General features: G+C 68.0%; 19 protein-coding genes and 1 pseudogene. 14 read left to right on the top strand and 6 right to left on the bottom strand.

Annotated elements, in window-relative coordinates; all coding sequences use genetic code 11:
- The 6 genes and pseudogenes from H9Q09_RS13215 to H9Q09_RS13190 form a co-directional block, all read left to right on the top strand.
- A pseudogene (locus H9Q09_RS13215) lies at positions 1 to 128 on the top strand (IS481 family transposase); the annotation flags it as partial.
- A gap of 110 nt (positions 129 to 238) precedes the next feature.
- On the top strand, positions 239 to 811 hold the full coding sequence (locus H9Q09_RS13210; protein WP_187391419.1) for a cob(I)yrinic acid a,c-diamide adenosyltransferase: 573 nt from the start codon (positions 239 to 241) through the stop codon (positions 809 to 811).
- Positions 812 to 1,113: 302 nt separating this feature from the next.
- Positions 1,114 to 1,851 (top strand): rhomboid family intramembrane serine protease, encoded by a 738-nt coding sequence (locus tag H9Q09_RS13205; RefSeq protein WP_187391418.1) that lies wholly within the window; start codon positions 1,114 to 1,116, stop codon positions 1,849 to 1,851.
- A 200-nt stretch (positions 1,852 to 2,051) separates the two neighbouring features.
- Complete coding sequence (locus tag H9Q09_RS13200; RefSeq protein WP_024349844.1) at positions 2,052 to 2,801, top strand: electron transfer flavoprotein subunit beta/FixA family protein; 750 nt, start codon at positions 2,052 to 2,054, stop codon at positions 2,799 to 2,801.
- 83 nt (positions 2,802 to 2,884) lie between these two features.
- The gene (locus tag H9Q09_RS13195; protein WP_187391417.1) at positions 2,885 to 3,814 is read left to right on the top strand and encodes an electron transfer flavoprotein subunit alpha/FixB family protein; all 930 of its coding nucleotides are present in this window, start codon (positions 2,885 to 2,887) and stop codon (positions 3,812 to 3,814) included.
- Positions 3,815 to 3,893: 79 nt separating this feature from the next.
- A complete protein-coding gene (locus tag H9Q09_RS13190) occupies positions 3,894 to 4,775 on the top strand; it encodes a 3-hydroxybutyryl-CoA dehydrogenase (RefSeq protein WP_187391416.1) in 882 nt (293 codons plus the stop codon).
- Between the two features lie 20 nt (positions 4,776 to 4,795).
- Here the strand turns inward: H9Q09_RS13190 and H9Q09_RS13185 are convergent, their stop codons facing one another.
- Positions 4,796 to 5,560, bottom strand: coding sequence for a hypothetical protein (locus H9Q09_RS13185; RefSeq protein ID WP_187391415.1), 765 nt, complete (start codon positions 5,558 to 5,560; stop codon positions 4,796 to 4,798).
- Positions 5,561 to 6,804: 1,244 nt separating this feature from the next.
- Entirely contained in the window at positions 6,805 to 7,713 is a 909-nt protein-coding gene (locus H9Q09_RS13180) for a LysR family transcriptional regulator (protein ID WP_187391414.1), read from the bottom strand.
- Positions 7,714 to 7,812: 99 nt separating this feature from the next.
- On the opposite strand from H9Q09_RS13180, the gene H9Q09_RS13175 reads away from it, so the two are divergent.
- Positions 7,813 to 9,000: an MFS transporter gene (locus H9Q09_RS13175; RefSeq protein ID WP_187391413.1), complete on the top strand. Its 1,188-nt coding sequence runs from the start codon at positions 7,813 to 7,815 to the stop codon at positions 8,998 to 9,000.
- A gap of 36 nt (positions 9,001 to 9,036) precedes the next feature.
- On the opposite strand, the gene H9Q09_RS13170 is transcribed toward H9Q09_RS13175, so the two are convergent.
- Complete coding sequence (locus H9Q09_RS13170) at positions 9,037 to 9,708, bottom strand: TlpA disulfide reductase family protein (protein ID WP_024349852.1); 672 nt, start codon at positions 9,706 to 9,708, stop codon at positions 9,037 to 9,039.
- Positions 9,709 to 9,734: 26 nt separating this feature from the next.
- Here H9Q09_RS13170 and argH point away from each other — a divergent pair, with 26 nt between their 5' ends.
- The 4 genes from argH to H9Q09_RS13150 all read left to right on the top strand — a co-directional run bounded on the left by argH (position 9,735) and on the right by H9Q09_RS13150 (position 15,568).
- Positions 9,735 to 11,156: an argininosuccinate lyase gene (argH, locus tag H9Q09_RS13165; protein WP_187391412.1), complete on the top strand. Its 1,422-nt coding sequence runs from the start codon at positions 9,735 to 9,737 to the stop codon at positions 11,154 to 11,156.
- Positions 11,157 to 11,244: 88 nt separating this feature from the next.
- Positions 11,245 to 11,547: a hypothetical protein gene (locus tag H9Q09_RS13160; RefSeq protein ID WP_187391411.1), complete on the top strand. Its 303-nt coding sequence runs from the start codon at positions 11,245 to 11,247 to the stop codon at positions 11,545 to 11,547.
- Positions 11,548 to 11,586: 39 nt separating this feature from the next.
- Complete coding sequence (lysA, locus tag H9Q09_RS13155; protein ID WP_024349855.1) at positions 11,587 to 12,861, top strand: diaminopimelate decarboxylase; 1,275 nt, start codon at positions 11,587 to 11,589, stop codon at positions 12,859 to 12,861.
- 94 nt (positions 12,862 to 12,955) lie between these two features.
- Positions 12,956 to 15,568: a TIGR02302 family protein gene (locus tag H9Q09_RS13150; RefSeq protein ID WP_187391410.1), complete on the top strand. Its 2,613-nt coding sequence runs from the start codon at positions 12,956 to 12,958 to the stop codon at positions 15,566 to 15,568.
- A gap of 105 nt (positions 15,569 to 15,673) precedes the next feature.
- Here the strand turns inward: H9Q09_RS13150 and H9Q09_RS13145 are convergent, their stop codons facing one another.
- From H9Q09_RS13145 to H9Q09_RS13135, 3 genes are all read right to left on the bottom strand, one after another.
- Positions 15,674 to 16,099: a response regulator gene (locus H9Q09_RS13145; RefSeq protein WP_187391409.1), complete on the bottom strand. Its 426-nt coding sequence runs from the start codon at positions 16,097 to 16,099 to the stop codon at positions 15,674 to 15,676.
- Between the two features lie 151 nt (positions 16,100 to 16,250).
- Positions 16,251 to 16,787, bottom strand: coding sequence for a hypoxanthine phosphoribosyltransferase (gene hpt, locus H9Q09_RS13140; RefSeq protein ID WP_009210746.1), 537 nt, complete (start codon positions 16,785 to 16,787; stop codon positions 16,251 to 16,253).
- Entirely contained in the window at positions 16,784 to 17,536 is a 753-nt protein-coding gene (locus H9Q09_RS13135; RefSeq protein WP_187391408.1) for a hypothetical protein, read from the bottom strand. Before H9Q09_RS13135 ends, hpt begins: the two co-directional genes overlap by 4 nt.
- 170 nt (positions 17,537 to 17,706) lie before the next feature.
- Between H9Q09_RS13135 and ftsE the strand changes: the two genes are divergently transcribed.
- From ftsE to H9Q09_RS13120, 3 genes are all read left to right on the top strand, one after another.
- Positions 17,707 to 18,366 carry a cell division ATP-binding protein FtsE gene (ftsE, locus tag H9Q09_RS13130; protein WP_024349859.1) on the top strand — a complete coding sequence of 220 codons (660 nt, stop codon included), beginning with the start codon at positions 17,707 to 17,709 and terminating at the stop codon, positions 18,364 to 18,366.
- Positions 18,359 to 19,348 (top strand): ABC transporter permease, encoded by a 990-nt coding sequence (locus H9Q09_RS13125; RefSeq protein WP_187391407.1) that lies wholly within the window; start codon positions 18,359 to 18,361, stop codon positions 19,346 to 19,348. Before ftsE ends, H9Q09_RS13125 begins: the two co-directional genes overlap by 8 nt.
- Positions 19,349 to 19,436: 88 nt before the next feature.
- Complete coding sequence (locus H9Q09_RS13120; RefSeq protein WP_187391406.1) at positions 19,437 to 20,171, top strand: YdcF family protein; 735 nt, start codon at positions 19,437 to 19,439, stop codon at positions 20,169 to 20,171.
- The last annotated feature ends 39 nt before the right edge of the window (positions 20,172 to 20,210 follow it).

Below are 20,210 nucleotides of genomic sequence, written 5' to 3'. Positions count from 1 at the left end.
ACTTCGCCCGGCGCCTCAAGACCCTGAAGGGCCTCACGCCCTACGAGTTCATCTGCAAACGATGGACTTCAGAACCAGAACGATTCACGCTCGATCCAATCCACCAAATGCCGGGACTAAACACCTAAGGGGAGCCAAAGGCAAACGTGAAGACTGATTGAACGTTCGAAATTGGCTTGAAGCCGCCCCCTGTCCCGGGCCGTCCCATCCCCTATGATGTCGCGAAACCGGAGACATCATGGTCAAGCTGAACAAGATCTACACGCGCACCGGCGATGCCGGGGAGACGGGGCTCGGCAGTGGCGAGCGGCGGTTGAAGAGTGATCTGCGGGTCGAGACCTACGGCACGATCGACGAGCTCAACGCCGTTCTCGGGCTGGTGCGGCTGCATGCCGAGGGCGAGCTCGACGCCATGCTGGCGCGCATCCAGAACGAGCTGTTCGATCTCGGCGCGGAACTGGCGACGCCGGAGACCGGCGAGCCCTTGCCCTACGAGCCGCTGAAGATCGTCGCCTCGCAGGTCGACGCGCTGGAGCGCGAGATCGACGCCATGAACGCGCGGCTGGAGCCGCTGAAGAGCTTCACCCTGCCGGCCGGCTCGCCCGCCGCCACCCATCTGCACCATGCCCGCACAGTGGCGCGGCGGGCCGAGCGGCTGATGGTCGCCCTGGCGAAGAAGGACGGCGAGTCGGTCGCCGACGTCGCGCTGCGCTACGTCAACCGCCTGTCCGACCATCTGTTCGTCGCCGGCCGAATTGCCAATGACGACGGCAAAGCGGATGTTCTGTGGGTGCCCGGCGCCAGCCGCTGAGGCGGCGGGATCGCCGACGCGGGGCGCACGGCCGGGACGGTTCGCGGCCCGGCGGCGTCTCCGGGTGAGGGGCGGCGTGGCGCGGCGGACCGGGCGCCGGCCGTGACAGGGGGTCGCAGACAGTCGCGGGGGCAGGGGTTTCGGCTCACGCTTTGGCCGGGAGCCTCGGTCAGGAGCCCTCCGGTCGAAAGCCGTTGGCCAAAAGCCTTTGGTCAAGAGCCCGGCCAGAAGTCCACGGCCAGAAGTCCGGCCGAAAGCCTCCGGCCAGGAGAGCCCCCGGCCAAAAGCCTGAAAGGTCTGCCGTGTTCGTCCCCTTCTACGACGCCAACCGCCTGCGTCATATCCGCTTCCAGTATGTGACGGTGGGGCTGATCGCGGCCAATGCGCTGGTCTATCTGTTCGCCAAGGCGAGCGGCGAGACCGGGGCGTTCCTGTCGGCCTTCGAGATCTCCTACGGCTTCATCCCGGCGGTGGTGAACGGCTATGCCGAGCTGCCGCCGGCCTATGTGGCTGTGCCGGGCTGGCTGAACTTCCTGACCTATTCCTTCCTGCATCTCGACATCTGGCATATCGGCGGCAACATGCTGTTCCTCTGGGTGTTCGGCGACAATGTCGAGGACGCCTTCGGCCATGTGAAGTTCCTGGTCTTCTACCTGGCCTGCGCGGCGGCGGGGGCGGGGCTGCATGCGCTGATGTTCCCGGGCTCGGAGGCGACGCTGATCGGCGCGTCCGGCGCGGTGTCGGGTGTCGCGGCGGCCTATCTGATGCTGCATCCCAGGGTGTGGGTCTGGGTGCTGGCCTTCGGGCGCATCCCCCTGAACCTGCCGGCCTGGCTGCTGCTGATCGTGTGGATCGGCCTGCAGTTCGTGCTGTTCGCGTCGGGCGCCGAGGACGTGTCCTATGCCGCCCATGCCGGCGGCATCCTGGCCGGGGCGGCGCTGACGCTGGTCCTGCGCCGGCGCGGCGTGGTGCTGTTCGACCGGCAGATCCAGACGCCGCGGGCGGTGGAGCTGGAGCCGGGCGACACCGGGCGATCGTGACCCGGCACTTGCAAGATCGGCGCGGGAACCGCACAAGGCCGCTACGAGACCGCGAAATTTTGACCATTACGTAAAAGTCAGATATCGCTCGCGGCCAATCGGCTCCGGTCGCCTGCGCGGATATCGCGAGGGCGACGCCGGGCCGGGCAGGACATGAGGCTTTCGGGCGCTCGGCGCCCAAAAAGGGAGAGACACGACCGATGAAGGTTCTCGTCGCAGTCAAGCGCGTCGTCGACTACAACGTGAAGATCCGGGTCAAGCCGGACGGCACGGGCGTCGACCTCGCCAACGTCAAGATGAGCATGAACCCCTTCGACGAGATCGCCGTCGAGGAGGCGATCCGCCTGAAGGAAGCCGGCACGGTGACGGAGATCGTCGCGGTGTCCGTCGGCCCGCAGCAGGCGCAGGAGACGATCCGCACGGCGCTCGCCATGGGCGCCGACCGCGGCATCCTGGTCAAGACCGACCAGCCGACCGAGCCGCTGGCCGTCGCCAAGATCCTCAAGGGCGTCGTCGAGGCCGAGAGCCCGGACCTCGTCATCCTCGGCAAGCAGGCGATCGACGACGATTGCAACCAGACCGGCCAGATGCTGGCGGCGCTGCTCGGCTGGAGCCAGGGCACCTTCGCCAACAAGATCGAGCTGACCGACGGCAAGGCGACCGTGACCCGCGAGGTCGATGGCGGCCTGCAGACCGTGGCGCTCAAGATGCCGGCGATCGTGACGACGGATCTGCGCCTCAACGAGCCGCGCTACGCCTCGCTGCCGAACATCATGAAGGCCAAGAAGAAGCCGCTCGAGGAGAAGTCGCCGGACGATTTCGGCGTCGACATCGCGCCGCGGCTGGAAATCCTGAAGACCGCCGAGCCGGGCAAGCGCGAGGCCGGCATCAAGGTCGAGAGCGTCGACGTGCTGGTCGACAAGCTGAAGAACGAAGCCGGCGTGCTCTGAGCACGCGCCTTGAAGGATTGGATGCCCGCCGGCCGCGCGCGTGACGCGCAGGCGACCGCCGGATGCCAGGGAGACCCGCGATCATGACCACGCTTCTCATCGCCGAACACGACAACCAGACCCTGTCCGAGCAGACCGCCAAGGCGCTGACCGCCGCCGCCCAGATGGGCGGTGACGTGCATGTGCTCGTCGCCGGCTCGGGCGCTTCCGCCGTCGCCGAGGCCGCCGGCCAGCTGGGCGGCGTCGCCAAGGTGCTGCATGCCGATGCCGAGGCCTATGCCCACGGCCTCGCCGAGCCTCTGGCCGACCTCGTCGTCAGGCTCGCCGAGGGCTATGACGCCATCGTCGCGCCGGCCACCACCGCCGGCAAGAATGTCGCGCCGCGCATCGCCGCGCTGCTCGACGTGATGCAGATCTCCGACGTCGTCGTCGTCGAGGGCGCCGACACCTTCCAGCGGCCGATCTATGCCGGCAACGCCATCCAGACGGTGAAGTCGACCGACGCCAAGAAGGTGATTACCGTGCGCACCTCCGGCTTCCAGGCCGCCGGCACCGGCGGTTCGGCAACTGTCGAGGCGGTGGACGCGGCCGGCGATCCGGGCCTGTCGACCTTCGTCGAGGAAAAGCTCGCCCACAGCGAGCGGCCGGAACTGACCAGCGCCAAGATCATCCTGTCGGGTGGCCGCGCGCTGGGCTCCAAGGAGAAGTTCGACGAGGTGCTCCTGCCCGTCGCCGACAAGCTGGGCGCGGCGATCGGCGCCTCGCGGGCGGCGGTCGATGCCGGCTACGCCCCGAACGACTGGCAGGTCGGCCAGACCGGCAAGGTCGTGGCGCCCGATCTCTACATCGCCGTCGGCATCTCCGGCGCCATCCAGCATCTGGCCGGCATGAAGGATTCCAAGATCATCGTCGCCATCAACAAGGACGAGGAGGCGCCGATCTTCCAGGTCGCCGATTACGGCCTCGTCGGCGATCTGTTCCAGATCCTGCCCGAGCTGAAGGACAAGCTCTGAGCGTCCGGCGCGCGGCTTTGACGAAGCCGCGCGCCGCCGCTAGGTTCGCGACGCAACATCCAAGGTGAGCGAAGGCGCGATGGCGGACAGTATCAAGCACGTTGGCATCGTCGGCGCGGGGCAGATGGGCTCCGGCATTGCCCATGTCTCGGCCCTCGCCGGCTACGGCGTGACGCTCTACGACATCGCCGAGGACCGCACGAGCGCCGGCCGCGACAAGATCGCCGCCACCCTCGACCGCCAGCTCGCCTCCCAGAAGATCACACCGGCCGACCGCGACGCGGCGATGGCGCGGATCGCCACCACCACCGACACGGCGGCGCTCGGCACCGCCGACCTCGTCATCGAGGCGGCGACCGAGGACGAGACGGTCAAGCGCAAGATCTACCGCGAGATCTGCCCGCATCTGGCGCCCGGCGCGATTCTGGCCACCAACACCTCATCGATCTCCATCACCCGGCTGGCCTCGGCCACCGACCGGCCCGAGCGGTTCATGGGCATCCACTTCATGAACCCGGTGCCGGTGATGAAGCTGGTCGAGCTGGTGCGCGGCATCGCCACCGAGGACGCGACCTTCGAATCGGCGCGCCACTACGTCACCGCCCTCGACAAGACGATCAGCGTCTCGGAGGATTTTCCGGCCTTTATCGTCAACCGCATCCTGTTGCCGATGATCAACGAGGCGATCTACGTCCTTTACGAGGGCGTCGGCTCGGTCGAATCCATCGACACCGCCATGAAGCTGGGCGCCAACCATCCGATGGGCCCGCTGCAACTGGCCGACTTCATCGGCCTCGATACCTGCCTGTCGATCATGCAGGTGCTGCATGACGGGCTGGCCGATTCCAAATACCGCCCCTGTCCGCTGCTGGTGAAATATGTCGAAGCCGGCTGGCTCGGCCGCAAGGCCGGCCGCGGCTTCTACGACTATCGCGGCGAGATGCCGGTCCCGACGCGGTAGGACTGCGGAAACAGGACTGACTAGGCCGCTAGCCGTCGGAATTCGGTTACAGAGGCTGACAAATCGATGAGTTTGGCTGTCCGATTGAGGATTGCAATCTGATCGGCTTTGAACGCATTCCGTCGCGCGAGGGCCGCGACGGTCCGAGGAGGAGCGTCAAGCCTGCGAATATCATCCAACTTAACGTATGTTGATGAGATGGACGCAGGTACAGGATTGACGACCGAGACGGCAATATCAGCTCGATCGGATGCGACCAGTGCATCAACCGTCCAAGCATGAGTGGACGCACCTGAAAGTGAAACGTCAGCCGCCACTTTCCCGCTGCCAAAGGCCTCGACCAGCAGATCGAACACTGAGGCCTTCGTATCGCTATGGAGCCGGTCTGCGAGCCGCTCGGTTGTGACTTCGATCGATCGCCGCGCAGCATCAGCCACGATAGCGATCAGACCAGATGCGGTGTCCGGACTGGCGTCGATTTCGAAAATCTCAAAATCGTTGAAACGAATGCCGGCAGCCTCCGCAACACGTCGGGCGGCTCTGCGGAATATTGGGAGAGCGCCCATCATATCAGCTTCCGCATAAGCTGCGCCATCATCAGTAATGAGGCATCGATCTCCATCGAACGTAATCCGGACGGTGACGCTTGATCCTGAGGGAAAGAGGACTGGCGTCGAGATCAATCCTCCATTCACGAGCGGGCGGACGCGCACGAGATCGTCCGCGATACGCTCAAGGAGGGTATCGGGCGATTCGGTGCTAGTTAGAAGAGTTGCGGCGACCATGGCGGGACAGGGATCTCGGTGGCATTGTCAAGCCTGAACGTATCACGAAGGTAGGTTAAGACCTCAGTAAATTCGCTCGGCTCAGACTCAATCGGTTTCGCTACCGCTAGATTTCTGAGTTGCATCTCTCCCAGCCCGAGAGCCGCATTCTCCGGGAAATCATGAATGCTCGTCAAGACCGTGCGCCCACGAAGACTGGGCGGCCCAAACTTGTTGATGTGCGGTTGACGGGGCCGCCAATCGATCCGCGCAACTCGGAAATCAGTTCCTCCGATATCAATCTTGAGCTGGAAGGATACACGTTTCTCAGGTTCATCCGCCCAAGCTGTGCCTTCAATCGATACGCCGATCACATCCGGCGCGTCGCAGTCGCATACTATGGGGATTCGCAAATACTGTCTTCGTTGTATGTCAGGTCGCCAATCTAAAGGGGGAACCGCACGTTTCCTCGCTTCATAGGCGCGGGCCATCTGGCGGAGTATTTGTTCATCCCTTGGCACAAAATCTCACATCATCACTCCGACCCTGCTTATTGATGCCGTGGTCGTCAGTAGCGTCAGTTGAGGAAGCGTACGAAGTAGCGCGCTTGTCGACAAGTCGTGTTGTCGAACGATTTGCGTCTCACGCCCCCGTATTCGTCCGATTTGTCGATCTCAGGGATCTTTCCTTCGCGGACGTTACGTCTATCGTTCCGAAGACAGTCGAACTAGCGGGCGGCGCCGGCAGGATAGCGGCGCCAATGATAATCGAGCGGATGCCGTCAGTTGACCTGGATCTGCAGTCCGCCGATTGGGTCAGCCGTTCGGCTGAGTTCAAGGCGACGATCTCTTAGCAGCTCAGCCGATACTGATCCCGATCTGCGGGCCGTTCATCGCACGGGCATAGCCCGAACGGTTCCCGCTGGCGGCCGCGGCGGCGCCGCTCACCGCCGTCCGGCTGGGCCAAGCGGCGCCGGAGCAGCCGGCGCAGATGGGATATGCCGGCTGAGGCGCTGGCCGACACCTTCCGGAAGGGCCGTCGCGCCGGTCACACCGTCCCACCGCTGGCCCCTTCACAGCGTCGATCAGGCGGATGGCATCGGGGCTGGCCCATGCGGCCAGGCCGTTGATCGCGGCGCGGGCGCGGTCGTCGGGGCCGACGACGAGGGAGATCGGCAGGCCTAAGGCGAAGCTGGCGCGCTACAGTTCGTTGAGCACACCTGGGCATCCCGGTGAGGCCGCCTCCGCGCGCCAGTCGCTCGCCGCTCAGCTGACCTGTCCGTGTTCGGCGAGGAAGTCGAGCAGGGCGCGGGCGCGGGCGGGGAGGCTGGCGGACTGGCCGATGAAGACGGCGTGAAACGCCTCCTCGTCGCCCGGATTGGCGTCTTCCAGGAGCGGCACCAGCCGGCCTTCGGCGATGTCGGCGCGGATGGCGAAGGCCGCGAGCCGCGCCGGTCCGACGCCGGCGAGCGCCAGGCGCCGCAGGCCTTCGCCGTCATTGATCTGGACGCGCCCGACCGTCGGCAGGGTGACGTCCTCGCCGGCGCCGCTCCTGAGCGGCCAGCCCTTCATCGCCCGCGCATAGCCGAAGCCCAGCCGTTCATGCGCTTCCAGATCCGCGATCGTGCGCGGCAGGCCGTGCCGGGCCACCCAGCCGGGCGCGGCGACGATCATCATGCGCGTCTGGCCGAGCTTGCGCGCCATCAGGTTGGAGCTCGGCATGGGGCCGGCGCGAATGGCGATGTCGGTGCGCTCGGCGACGAGGTCGACGACCTGATCGGTCTGCACGATGTCGAGGCCGATCTCGGGATAGCGGGCGAGGAAATCCGGCAGGATCGGCGCCAGGACATGGCTGATATAGGAGGCGCTGGAATTGAGCCGCACGCGGCCGGCGGGCCGTTCGCCGGCTCCTGCCGCCCGTTCGGCGTCGGAGAGATCGGCGAGGATCGCCACGGCCCGCTCGTAGAAGCCCTGGCCCTCCGGCGTGAGCTGGAAACGCCGGGTGGTGCGATGGACGAGCCGCGTGCCGAGCCGCGCTTCCAGGCGCGCGACGAGCTTGGAGACCGCCGAGGCCGACATGCCGGAAACCCGCGCCGCCGCCGAGAAGCCGCCGCGCTCGACCACCGTGGCGAACACCTCCATCTCGGCAAAGCGATTGGCGTCGGGGCGCGGCATTTGTGACCTGAAGTCCTGAATGTTGTTCCTGGCGGCAGTCTACTTCATCAAAGCACAAGCTGTCATCTGACGGCCCTGTTCATCATCAGGGATTTCGTCATGCCTCTTGCTCTCTACGCGTTGACCGCCGGTGCCTTCGGCATCGGGGTCACCGAATTCGTCATCATGGGCCTGCTGCTCGATGTCGGCGCCGATCTCGGCGTCTCGACCAGCGCCGCCGGCTTCCTGATCTCCGGCTATGCCATCGGCGTCGTCGTCGGCGCGCCGCTCCTGACCATCCTGACCAGCCGCTGGCCGCGCAAGACCGTGCTCCTGGCGCTGATGGCGATCTTCATCGCCGGCAATGTCGCCTGTGCGCTGGCGCCCACCTACGGCCTCCTCATGGCCGCACGGGTGCTGACGGCCTTTGCCCACGGCACCTTCTTCGGCGTCGGCTCGGTCGTCGCCACGAAGCTGGTGCCCGCCGACAAGCGCGCCTCGGCCATTGCGCTGATGTTCACGGGCCTGACCGTGGCCAATATCCTCGGCGTGCCGCTGGGCACCTGGCTCGGGCAGGCGGCCGGCTGGCGCGCCACCTTCTGGGCCGTCGCCATCGTCGGCATTCTCGCCGCGGCCGTCATCGCCTGGGCCGTGCCCCGGGACGGCAAGCCGGAGACCGCCGACGACTGGCGCGCCGACCTCAAGGCGCTGGGCCGTCGCCCCGTGCTGCTCGGTCTCCTGACGACGGTTCTCGGCTATGCCGGCGTCTTCGCGGTCTTCACCTATATCGCACCGCTCCTGACCGGCATCACCGGCTTCGGCGAGGCGGCGATCTCGCCGATCCTGCTGCTGTTCGGCGGCGGGCTGGTGGCCGGCAACCTGCTCGGCGGTCGTCTGGCCGACAGGGCACTGGTGCCCGCGATGGTCGGCAGCCTCGTCGTTCTGTTTGTGGTGCTCGTTCTGATGGGGCCGGCGCTGCAGGGCACGGTGACCGCGCTCGTCGCCGTGACGCTCCTCGGGGCGGCGGCCTTTGCCACCGTGCCGCCGCTGCAGATGTGGGTGCTGTCCAAGGCGGACGGCGCCGGCGAAAGCCTCGCCTCGTCCTTCAACATCGCCGCCTTCAATCTCGGCAATGCCGTGGGTGCCTTCGCCGGTGGCCTGGTCATCGATTCCGGTCCGGGCCTCGGCTACGTCACCTGGACCGCGGCGCTGTTCCCGCTGGCGGCCCTGGCGGTGGCGCTCACCGCCGTCCGGCTGGACCGGGCGGCCCCGGAGCCGCAGCCGGCACAGATGGGCTATGCCGGCTGAGCCGCTGGCCGACTGTCGGAAGGGACGTCGTGCCGGTCAGGCCGACGTCCCGCTCGCCTTCACCGCTTCGATCAGGCGGATGGCGTCGGGGCTGGCCCATTCGGCCGGCCCGTTGATCGCGGCGCGGGCGCAGCCGTCGGGGCCGACGACGAGGGAGATCGGCAGGCCGAAGGCGACGCCGGCGCGCTTCAGGTCGTTGAACACGCCCATGGTCTCGTCGCGATAGAAGGGCAGGGCGGTCAGATCGGTCTCGGCGTAGAAAGTCTTCGGCTTCTCGATGTCGCCCATGTCGACATTGATCGGCACCACGGCGAAGTCGTCGCCGCCTTCCTGGCGCTCCAGCTCGTCCAGCGCCGGCATTTCCTGGCGGCACGGCACGCACCAGGTGGCCCACAGATTGACCAGCAGCGTCCTGCCGGAGAAGTCGGCGAGGGTCACGGCGGCGCCGTCACCATCCGAAAAGGCGATGGCCGAGACGTCGAAGGGCGTTTCCAGCGCCTGCACCGCGGCGACCTCGCCGCGCGCCTCGGCATCCACCGCCGCGGTGATCGCCGCATCGGCCGGACAGGCGCTGGCGGTTTCGTTGCCAGACCCGCTCTCGCTCACGTATAGGACGACACCACCCGCCGCGATGCCGCAGACCAGTGCGACCGCGGCGATGAGACCGAGCCGCCGCCCGTTCGAAGTCGATCGTTTTGCTTCGGACATGTCGTCAAGAGCCCTTTCGAGTGTCCATGAGCCAGAATCCCGACAACGTCCCCGGTGCCGCCAACGCGATGTGGGGCGGACGCTTCGCCTCGGGTCCCGACGCGATCATGGAAGAAATCAACGCGTCGATCGATTTCGATCGCCGGCTTTATGAAGAGGATATCGCCGGTTCGAAAGCCCATGCCGCCATGCTGGCGCAACAGGGCATCATCACGGCGGATGACGCAGAGAGTATCATTGCGGGTCTGGAGGAGATCCGCGGCGAGATACAGGCCGGCCGGTTCAATTTCTCGCGAGAGCGCGAGGACATTCACATGAACATCGAGGCGCGGCTGGCCGAACTGATCGGCCCCGCCGCCGGCCGCCTGCACACGGCGCGCTCGCGCAACGACCAGGTGGCGCTGGACTTCCGCCTGCACGTCAAGACCGCGTTCCTCTCCCTCGACCGGGCGCTGACCGGCTTCATCGAGGCGCTGCTCGCCAAGGCCGAGGCACACGCCGACACGGTGATGCCGGGCTTCACCCATCTGCAGGTCGCCCAGCCGGTGACCTTCGGCCATCACTGCCTCGCCTATGTGGAGATGGCGGCCCGCGACCTGTCGCGCTGCCGCGACGCGGTGAACCGGCTGGACGAATGCCCGCTGGGCGCCGCCGCTCTGGCCGGCACCGGCTTCGACATCGACCGCCACATGACGGCGAAGGCTCTCGGTTTTCGCGAGCCGACCCGCAATTCGCTGGATTCGGTGTCGGACCGCGACTTCGCGCTGGAGTTCCTGTCGGTGGCGGCGATCTGCGGCACCCATCTGTCGCGGCTGGCCGAGGAGATCGTCATCTGGTCGACGCCGCAATTCGGCTTCGTGCGCCTGTCCGACGCCTTCTCCACCGGCTCGTCGATCATGCCGCAGAAGAAGAACCCGGACGCCGCCGAACTGGTGCGCGCCAAGCCGGGCCGCATCAACGGCGCGCTGATCTCGCTGCTGACCGTGATGAAGGGCCTGCCGCTGAGCTATTCCAAAGACATGCAGGAAGACAAGGAACAGGTCTTCGACGCCATCGATTCGCTGGCCCTGGCGCTGGCGGCGGCCACCGGCATGGTGCGCGACATGACCATCCAGACCGAGGCGATGCGCAAGGCGGCCGGCCACGGCTTCTCCACCGCGACGGACCTGGCCGACTGGCTGGTGCGCGAGCTCGGCATGCCGTTCCGCGAGGCCCATCACGTCACCGGCCGGGCAGTTGCCCTTGCTGAAGCGCGCGGCGTCGGGCTGGAGGAACTGCCGCTGGACAGCCTGCGGGAGCTGGATGCGCGGATCGGCGAGGCGGTGTTCTCGGTGCTCGGCGTCGACGCCTCGGTCAACAGCCGCACCAGCTTCGGCGGTACCGCGCCGGCGAATGTGCGGGCGCAGGTCGCCTATTGGCGCGAGCGGATGGCAAGCGACGCGCGATGACGATCGCGGCGGTGGTGATTTTCCGCCGGGAAATCGCTATGACCGCTGACGGGGAAGCTGACGCCGGGACGCGGCGAGGGGTGACGACATGACCATTCGATCGAGCCGGACCTATCTGCCGCTGCTGCTCGCCGCCGCAACGGCGATGCTGGCGGGCTGCGGCATCAAGAACAATCCGGTGGCGCCGTCCTCGGGGCAGACCGGGGCCTCGGCCGGTGCCGACGCGGTCGCCGCCAACAACGCCAGCAGCGGCTTCGGCACGGCGGGCTCGGCGGCGGGCGCCGTGCGCGTCTCGCGCATCCAGGACGACACCGCCATCGGACCGGCCGAGGTGAGCCGCAACAAGGGCGCCACCAGCAGCGGCTTCATCCTCGATCCGCTGCTGAACTGAGCCGTTTCCGCCCCTCTACCGAGTGCCGTCTGACCTGCCATGAACCATTTCGAAATCCGCGACGGCGTCCTGCATGCCGAGGACGTCTCCGTCGAAACGATCGCCCATGACGTGGGCACGCCCTTCTATTGCTATTCGACCGCGACGCTGACGCGCCACTACACGGTGTTCGCCGAGGCCTTCGCTGATATCGACGCGCTGGTCTGCTACGCCATGAAGGCGAATTCCAACCAGGCGGTGCTGAAGACGCTGGCGGCGCTCGGCGCCGGCGCCGACGTCGTGTCGGGCGGCGAATTGCTGCGGGCGCTGCGCGCCGGCATCCCGGCCGAGAAGATCATGTTCTCGGGCGTCGGCAAGAGCGTGCCGGAGATCGACCTGGCGCTCGCCTCGGGCATCTTCTGCTTCAACATCGAATCGGAGCCGGAGCTCGAGATGATCTCGGCCCGGGCCGTGGCGGCCGGGCGCACGGCGCATGTCTCGTTCCGCATCAATCCCGACGTCGATGCGCGCACCCACGCCAAGATCTCCACCGGCAAGAAGTCCGACAAGTTCGGCATCGCCTATGAGCGGGCCGAGGCGGTGTACGATAGGGCCCGCGCCCTGCCGGGCATCGCGGTGTCGGGCATCGATATGCATATCGGCAGCCAGATCGTCGAGCTGGAGCCCTTCGACCAGGCCTTCGAGCGGCTGGCGGGCCTGGTGCGGCGGCTGCGCGGCGCCGGCCACGACATCGCTCATGTCGATCTCGGCGGCGGCCTCGGCGTGCCCTACAGCCGCACCAACACCCCGCCGCCGGCGCCGCCGGCCTATGCCGAGATCGTCAAGCGCCATGTCCGCGACCTCGACTGCAAGGTGGTGTTCGAGCCCGGCCGGCTGATCGCCGCCAATGCCGGCATCCTGGTCACCCGGGTGGTCTATGTGAAGGAAGCCGAGGGCAAGACCTTCGTCATCGTCGATGCGGGCATGAACGACCTGATCCGCCCGACCCTGTACGACGCCTGGCACGACATCCATCCGGTGCTCGACGACCCGGACGCGCCGCGCCTCGTCGCCGACGTGGTCGGCCCGGTCTGCGAGAGCGGCGACTATTTCGCCCGCGCCCGCGACATTCCGGCGGTGAAGGCCGGCGACCTCGTCTACCTGTCGTCGGCCGGCGCCTACGGGGCGGTCCAGTCGGGCACCTACAATTCCCGGCCGCTGATCGCCGAGGTGCTGGTCAAGGGCGATGCCTTCCACGCCATCCGGCCGCGCCAGACCATCGACGAGATGATTGCGCTGGACCGTCTGCCCCCCTGGCTGGGCGGCGACGACTGAGGCCATTGGCCGCTTCACAGCTGCGTCACCCGCCTCGTCTTCGCCGCAAAAACTGTTACGCTCCCTGAAACTTGCGACGAACGAGGCTGGCCCCATGGCGCGACACGAGCGGCAGAGCGACTGGACCGCGTCCGGGCGTGTCGCGGCGACGCGGCGCCTGGCCTGGGCGGCGCTCCTGATCGAGCGCGCTTGGCCGCTGGTGCTGGCGCTCGCCTGCCTCGTCGCGGTGTTCCTGATCCTCGCCTGGTTCGGCCTATTCGCCGCGCTGCCCTTCTTGGCCCGCGTCGCGGTGATCGCGATTCTCGCCGGGCTCGGCCTTGCGGCACTGTGGCGCAACCGCGGCCTGCGGCTGCCGAGCGCGGCCGCAGTGGATGCGCGCATCGAGGGGGCGAGCCGGCTGGACCACCAGCCGCTGCAGGCGCAGGACCAGCGCGCCGTCGGCGCCGACCCGTTTGCCGCCGCGCTCTGGCGCGCCCATCAGCGCCGCATGGCCGAGCGGCTGCGCGATCTCAGCGGCGGGGCGCCCGCCACCCGCACCGAACGGATCGACCCCTATGGCCTGCGCGCGCTGGTGGCGCTGCTGCTGGTCACTGCCTTCGCCTTTTCCTTTGGTCCCGGCGGCGGCCGCGTCGTCGATGCGCTGGCGCCGGACGCGGCCGACAGCGTCGCCTCGGCGCGGGTCGACGCCTGGGTGACGCCGCCGGCCTATACCGGCCGCGCGCCGATCTTCCTGACCGATGTCGGCGCCTCGGACGCGCCCGTCACCGTGCCCGAGGGCAGCGAGCTGGAGGTGCGGATTTCCGACGGCTCCAACGCCGAACTGAGCTTCACCCCGGCCGGCGCCGAGCCGATCGCGATCGCACCGGTCACCGAGAACGAGGGCGAGGTCGCCGACGCCGCGGCCGGCGATGCGGAGACAGAGGCCGACGCCCCTGCCGGCCCGCGCGAATATGCCTATGCCCTTGACATGCCGGGCGAGGCGGCGCTGACCACCACTTTCACCACCCTCGGTCGCTGGCGCTTCGACGTCACACCCGATCTCGACCCGGAGATCGCCTTCGAGGGCGAGCCGGGCGTCGCACGCAACGGCGCGCTGCAGCTGACCTACAAGGTCACCGACGATTACGGCGTGCGGCAGGCCAATGCCGCGATCGCCGTCACCGACGACATCGTGCCGGCCGATGCGCGGCCGCTGATCGCGCCGCCGGAGATCCGGCTGGCGTTGCCGCGCCGCACCAAGGGCACGGCCGAGGGCCGCACCAGCGCCGACCTGACCGAGAGCCCCTATGCCGGGGCCGAGGTGGCGATGACCCTCGTCGCGGTGGACGATGCCGGGCAGGAGGGCCGCTCCGAGGCGCTGACCCTGACGCTGCCCGAGCGGCGCTTCTCCAACCCGCTGGCCCGCGCCGTGGTCGAGCAGCGGCGCATCCTGGCGCTGGACGCCGACAGCACGACCCGCGTCGTCCAGATGCTCGACGCGGTGACCCTGCGCGGCGACGAATTCATCGAGAGCCCGGCGACCTATCTGGCGCTGAAGGCCGTGCGCACCCGCATCGCCACAGCCTATGACGACGCCGCGCTGGTCTCGGCGGTGGACTTCATGTGGGAGATCGCGCTGGGCATCGAGGACGGCAATCTGTCGCTCGCCGAACGGCGGCTGCGCGATGCCCGCGAGCAGCTCTCCGAGGCGCTGGAGAACGGCGCGTCGGATGCCGAGATCGACCAGCTGATGCAGGAACTGCGCGAGGCGATGCAGGAATACATGCAGGCGCTGGCCGAGGCGATGCGCAACCAGCCGCCGATGAACCAGGACCAGATGCAGGCCGGCGACATGCAGGAGCTGCGGCCGCAGGACCTGCAGCGCATGATGGACCGCATCGAGGATCTGGCGAAGTCCGGCTCCAAGGAGGCGGCCCAGCAGCTTCTCTCGGAACTGCAGCAGATGATGGACAATCTGCAGGCCATGCGCCCCGGCCAGCAGCCGCAGAATGGCGAACAGAACGCCATGCAGCAGCAGATGAACAAGATGGGCGAATTGCTGCAGCGCCAGCAGCAGCTCATGGACGAGACCTTCGATCTCGGCCGCCGCCAGATCGAGCGCGAGCAGCAGCAGGGGCAGCAGGGCGAACAGGGGCAGCAAGGCCAGCAGGGCGAACAGGGCGAGCCGCTGACGGCCGAACAGCTGCGCGAGATGATGAAGCAGCTGCAGGAGCAGCAGGGCCAGCTTCAGGAAGAGCTGCAGGCGCTGCAGGAGCAGATGCAGGGCATGGGCATGGAGCCTTCCGAGGGCTTCGGTGAGGCCGGCGAGGCGATGGGCAAGGCCGAGGGCGCGCTGGGCGAGGGCGAGGACGGGGAGGCGGTCGGCCAGCAGGGCCGCGCCATGGAAGCCATGCGCCGCGGCGCCCAGGACATGATGCAGCAGATGCAGGAGGCCATGCAGCAGGGGCAGGGCCAGCCGGGCATGCAGGGACAGGGCGGCCAGATGGGGCAGGGCTTCAACGGCGCCCAGCAGCGTTCCGGCCGCGACCCGCTGGGCCGCCAGCGCCAGACCCAGGGTCCCGATTTCGGGCAGGATGTCGGCGTGCCGGACGAGATAGACACCGAACGGGCCCGCGAGATCCTTGACGCGATCCGCAACCGGCTCGGCGACGCGCTGTCGCCGCAGATGGAGCGGGACTATCTGGAGCGGCTGCTCGAGACGCCCTGAGGCGGACCGGCCGTCAGGCGACATCGCCGCTGCGACGCCTCAGCGTCGCGGCGGTGTTTTTTCATCGAATGTCAGGGATAGAGCCCGGCTGTATTCGCGGCGGCGTCAGGCGCAGCGGCGGATATGCGGTGCGGTGGGGGCGTCGGTGGCGTCGCCCTTTTGGGCGCGCTCGGCCAGGATGCGGGCGACCTCGCGGCGCAGTTCGGCGATCGAGAACGGCTTTTCCACCACGCCCTCGATGATCGCGGTCAGATCCTCGGCCGCTTCCATCTGTTCGGCATAGCCAGTCATCAGGAGCACCGGCAGATGCGGCCAGGAGGCGGCGATCTCGTGGGCGAGTTCGATGCCGGTGAGGCAGGGCATGCGGATGTCGGACAGCACGAAATCGAAGGCGCCGTCCCGTTCGACCAGGACGTCCAGCGCCATTTCGCCGTCTTCGGCGACGGTCACCTCGTGACCTTCCAGCCCGAGCGCCCGCGAAACCAGGAGGCGAACGCCGGCGTCGTCTTCCGCGATCAGAATCCTCGCCAAGAGGGGCCTCCCATCGTCTGCCTACGCAACACCAAATTGCGCTTCTAAGGCACAATCCTTGCGCAAAGCTTGCGTGTCGAGGCTTGCGATCGTCGCAGCCCGAGGGCGGCGGTCGCTGGGGCGGTCGTCCGGCAGGCGAGAACGGGCGTCGTCAGTCGACGACGCGGCCGACGAAAGGCAGTTCGCGAAAGGCGTGGCCGACATCCATGCCGTAGCCGACGACGAACTGGTCGGGGCAGGAAAAGCCGACATAATCGGCCTCGATATCCGCCTTGCGGCGCATCGGCTTGTCGAGCAGGACGGCGATCGGCACCTCGGCGGCGCCGCGCGACAGCATCAGGTCGCGGGCGAATTTCACCGTGCGGCCCGATTCCAGAATGTCGTCGATGAGCAGCACCGTGCGGCCGGCGACCTCGCTCTCCACGTCGCGCAGGACGCGGATCTCGCCGGGTTCGGTGCCGGCGCCGTAGCTCGACAGGGAGATAAACTCGACCTCGGGCGCGAGCCCGGCATGGTGCAGGGCGCGGATCAGGTCGGCGGCGAAGACGAAGGAGCCCTTCAGCACCGAGATGACCAGAAGGTCCTTGGCCGGCACGGCTGCGATCTCGCCGGCGACTCGGTCGACGGTCTTCGCGATCTCCTCGACGCTGTAGAGCGGCTCGATCTGTTTGCCGCGGACGGTAATCACCGGTCAGCCGCTCCTGTGTCTTCGAATTCGACGCTGATGTCGCCCGCTGTATCATCCGCGACCGCCAGTGCCGAGAGGAATCGCACCGATTGTCCGGCCGGCAGGGCGGAAATCTGCGCGTTCAGCGGCTTGCTGCGGGTGATGCCGCCGGCATCGGTCAGGGCGATGCGGAGCGTCGGGACGGTCAGCGGGTCGGCGGTGTCGTTGGCGATGACGCCGGCGACCGACAGGACGGCGCCGCTGCCGCGCGGCACGACGCTGGCATCGACATTGCGCAGGACGAGGCCCGAGGCACTGGTGACCGCATAGGGCGCGGCGACCGGCGAATCGGGCATCGACAGGAGGAGGACCGGCGCGGCGAGAAGGCCGACCAGGAAGCCGCCGACGACGAGGACGGCGCGGCCGGGACTGAGCCGCCGGGCGCGCGCGGCAAGCGAGGAGCGGGCCGGGGCCTCCTGCGCGGGCCGCGAGGCGTGGCGCGACAAAAGGAACGCCTGGCGCAGCAGGTCGCGCTCCTCGGCGGCGGCGTCGGGAAAGCTGCCATGGCCATGGCCGCTCGCCCGGCGTCCGAAGGGCCGTCCGCCTGGTGCGGGCATCGGCTCGCCTACCGTCGGCTCGTGGGCGATCTGGCGGAGCGTCGAGGCATGGCGCGGCAGCGCCTGGCGGCCGACGATCTCGGCCTCGCCGTCGATGGTGATGACGCGGCGGGGAGCCCGGCGCGTGTCAGCGTTGGTGCGAAAGTCGGTCATCGCATCCTCTGTGCTTCGGCGTTCAGCAATCGGTAAGGATTTATGCTTAACAAACCGTGAATCCGGCTGCGGGGTGGCCGTCGCGGCGCTTGCCGGTTAGGACGGCCAACATTCACCACAAGTCCGGTGCATCTGGACGATCGAGGGCGACAAGACGGGGGCTTTGCGCAGTGATTCGGTTCGAGAATGTCGGGCTTCGATACGACATGGGGCCGGAAGTGCTGCGCGATCTGTCCTTCGAGGTGAAGCGCCAGTCCTTTCAGTTCCTGACCGGCCCGTCGGGCGCCGGCAAGACCAGCTTGCTGCGCATGCTGTTCCTGGCGCTGAAGCCGACCCGCGGCCTGATCACGGTTCTCGGCCGCGACGCCTCGACCCTGTCGCGCACCGACCTGCCCTCGATCCGCCGGCGCATCGGCGTCGTCTTCCAGGATTTCCGCCTGCTGGAACATCTGTCGACCTACGAGAACGTCGCGCTGCCGCTGCGGGTGCGCGGCCGCGAGGAAGCCTCCTACCGGCAGGATGTGATCGACCTGATCAAATGGGTCGGGCTGGGCGAACGGCTGCATGCCTCGCCGGTGGTGCTGTCGGGCGGCGAGAAGCAGCGCGCCGCCATCGCCCGGGCGCTGATCGACCAGCCGGACATCCTTCTGGCCGACGAGCCGACCGGCAATGTCGATCCGCCGCTCGCCCGCCGGCTGCTGCGACTGTTCATGGAGCTCAACCGCACCGGCACCGCGGTGGTCATCGCCACCCACGATCTCGACCTGATGGAGCAGGTGGCCGCGCGCCGCCTGGTCCTCTCGGACGGACGCCTCGACATCTATGATTGATCTCGCCGACCACTGGATCGACCTGCGCGAATATGTGCTGCGGCTCGTCGGCCGGACCGGCGAGGACAGGCCGGCGCCGATCGTGCCGCGCGCCAATGTCGCAGGCCGCGCGCTGATGACGGTGATCGCCATCATGACCTTCCTGGCGAGCCTGACCGTCGGCGCGGTGACGCTGGTCTCCGACACGGCGTCCCAGTGGCAGAACGACATCTCCCGCGAGATCACCGTGCAGGTGCTGCCCGACGACGGCGTCGACATGGCCGCAGCGCTGGCCGACGTGCGGCGCATCGCGCTGACGACGCCCGGGGTCACCGGCGCGACCATTCTCGACGACGCGGCCACCGGCCGGCTGCTGGAGCCCTGGCTCGGCGACGGGCTCAATCTCGACGATCTGCCGGTGCCGCGGCTGGTGATCATCTCCATCGACCAGGATTCGCCGCCCGACTTCGTCGCCCTCGTGGCACGCCTGCAGAGCGAGGTGCCGGCCTCCGAGCTCGACGATCACCGCGCCTGGGTGTCGCGGCTGGTGACCATGGCGCGGGCGACGGTGCTGGTCGGCGTCGGCGTCCTGACGCTGGTGCTGGTGGCCACGACCCTGACCGTGGTCTTCGCCACGCGCGGTGCGATGTCCGGCAACCGCCACATCATCGAGGTGCTGCATTTCGTCGGCGCCCGCTCGTCCTTCATCGCCCGCGAGTTCGAGCGGCATTTCCTGCGGCTCGGCCTCGTCGGCGCGGTGATCGGCGGCGCGACGGCATTGGTCCTCTTCGCGATGATGGGGTTCTGGACGGCCAGCAACACCGCGACGCCCGAGGCCGACCAGATCAGCGCCCTGTTCGGGTCCTTCTCGATCGGCTGGATCGGCTATGTCGGCGTCGTCGCCCTGGTTGCAACCGTAGGAGGGCTGACGGCGTTTACATCTCGCCTTACTGTGGTCCGTCATCTCGCGGAGATCGACATGATCTCGCCGGTCGAGCGGTAAGGTCCGGTTAACCCTGGACTGGAAAGACTGCGTCTGAGGACGAGGACACGGACAAAGCGATGTCGCATTCCGAGAGGAACATGATCCGATGATCCTAGCGTCATCGGCCCACCCCCATTCTTCCGGCCCCGGCCGCGACGCGCCCGGCGACAAACCGGTGCGCCGGTCGCATCGCTGGATGCCGAGGGGCGTACGGCGGCTGTGCCTTGCGGCAATCCTCGTCGGCGTGCTTCTGGGCGGCTATCTGGCCGGCGGCTTCGTGCGCTTTGCCGAGGAGGTGAGCCTCTTGGCCAAGCCGGCGCCGATCGGCGCGGCGGACGGCATCGTCGTTTTGACCGGCGGCGCGCTGCGCATCGACCAGGCGATCGACCTGTTGAAGGAGGGCCGTGGCCGGCGGCTCCTGATCAGCGGCGTCAATCCGGGCACCAGCGCCGCGACCCTGGCCCGCATGACCGACACCGACCGCGATCTCTTCGCCTGCTGCGTCGATCTCGACTATGCCGCGCTGAACACGGTGGGCAATGCCGAGATCGCCCGCAACTGGGCGCGCGAGCAGGGCTTTCGCGACCTCATCCTGGTGACCAGCGACTATCACATGCCGCGCTCGCTGCGCGAGTTCGACCGCATCGGCGAGCTGCGCTCCGTGACCCCCTATGCCGTGCGCCGCGACGACCTCTGGTCGGCCGAGCTGATGCCCAACACCGCCGGGCTGCGCGTGCTCCTGACCGAATATGCCAAGCTGATCGCTGCCCGGGTGCGGCTGGTCTTCGGCGTCGCCCAGACCGACAGCGTCGCCACCGAACTCGCCGGTCTCGATCCCTGAGGCCGGCCGCCGACCAGCCCCTCGATTCTCGCCGCCCGA

Origin of the sequence: Aurantimonas sp. DM33-3 (assembly GCF_014334315.1) — a bacterium.
In the GTDB taxonomy this organism is placed as follows: Bacteria; Pseudomonadota; Alphaproteobacteria; order Rhizobiales; family Rhizobiaceae; genus Aurantimonas; species Aurantimonas coralicida.
The sequence above is the reverse complement of the archived record's forward strand: the minus strand, read 5'-3'. Positions and strand labels throughout refer to the sequence as shown.

What these genes read in the sequence shown, in the direction of transcription:
- H9Q09_RS13170 (WP_024349852.1), bottom strand. Translation starts at nt 9,708, where the DNA reads ATGTCCGAAGCAAAACGATCGACTTCGAACGGGCGGCGGCTCGGTCTC.
- H9Q09_RS13195 (WP_187391417.1), top strand. Translation starts at nt 2,885, where the DNA reads ATGACCACGCTTCTCATCGCCGAACACGACAACCAGACCCTGTCCGAG.
- H9Q09_RS13185 (WP_187391415.1), bottom strand. Translation starts at nt 5,560, where the DNA reads ATGGTCGCCGCAACTCTTCTAACTAGCACCGAATCGCCCGATACCCTC.
- H9Q09_RS13175 (WP_187391413.1), top strand. Translation starts at nt 7,813, where the DNA reads ATGCCTCTTGCTCTCTACGCGTTGACCGCCGGTGCCTTCGGCATCGGG.
- H9Q09_RS13180 (WP_187391414.1), bottom strand. Translation starts at nt 7,713, where the DNA reads ATGCCGCGCCCCGACGCCAATCGCTTTGCCGAGATGGAGGTGTTCGCC.
- H9Q09_RS13125 (WP_187391407.1), top strand. Translation starts at nt 18,359, where the DNA reads ATGATTGATCTCGCCGACCACTGGATCGACCTGCGCGAATATGTGCTG.
- H9Q09_RS13160 (WP_187391411.1), top strand. Translation starts at nt 11,245, where the DNA reads ATGACCATTCGATCGAGCCGGACCTATCTGCCGCTGCTGCTCGCCGCC.
- argH (WP_187391412.1), top strand. Translation starts at nt 9,735, where the DNA reads ATGAGCCAGAATCCCGACAACGTCCCCGGTGCCGCCAACGCGATGTGG.
- H9Q09_RS13200 (WP_024349844.1), top strand. Translation starts at nt 2,052, where the DNA reads ATGAAGGTTCTCGTCGCAGTCAAGCGCGTCGTCGACTACAACGTGAAG.
- H9Q09_RS13190 (WP_187391416.1), top strand. Translation starts at nt 3,894, where the DNA reads ATGGCGGACAGTATCAAGCACGTTGGCATCGTCGGCGCGGGGCAGATG.
- lysA (WP_024349855.1), top strand. Translation starts at nt 11,587, where the DNA reads ATGAACCATTTCGAAATCCGCGACGGCGTCCTGCATGCCGAGGACGTC.
- H9Q09_RS13135 (WP_187391408.1), bottom strand. Translation starts at nt 17,536, where the DNA reads ATGACCGACTTTCGCACCAACGCTGACACGCGCCGGGCTCCCCGCCGC.
- H9Q09_RS13210 (WP_187391419.1), top strand. Translation starts at nt 239, where the DNA reads ATGGTCAAGCTGAACAAGATCTACACGCGCACCGGCGATGCCGGGGAG.
- H9Q09_RS13150 (WP_187391410.1), top strand. Translation starts at nt 12,956, where the DNA reads ATGGCGCGACACGAGCGGCAGAGCGACTGGACCGCGTCCGGGCGTGTC.
- H9Q09_RS13120 (WP_187391406.1), top strand. Translation starts at nt 19,437, where the DNA reads ATGATCCTAGCGTCATCGGCCCACCCCCATTCTTCCGGCCCCGGCCGC.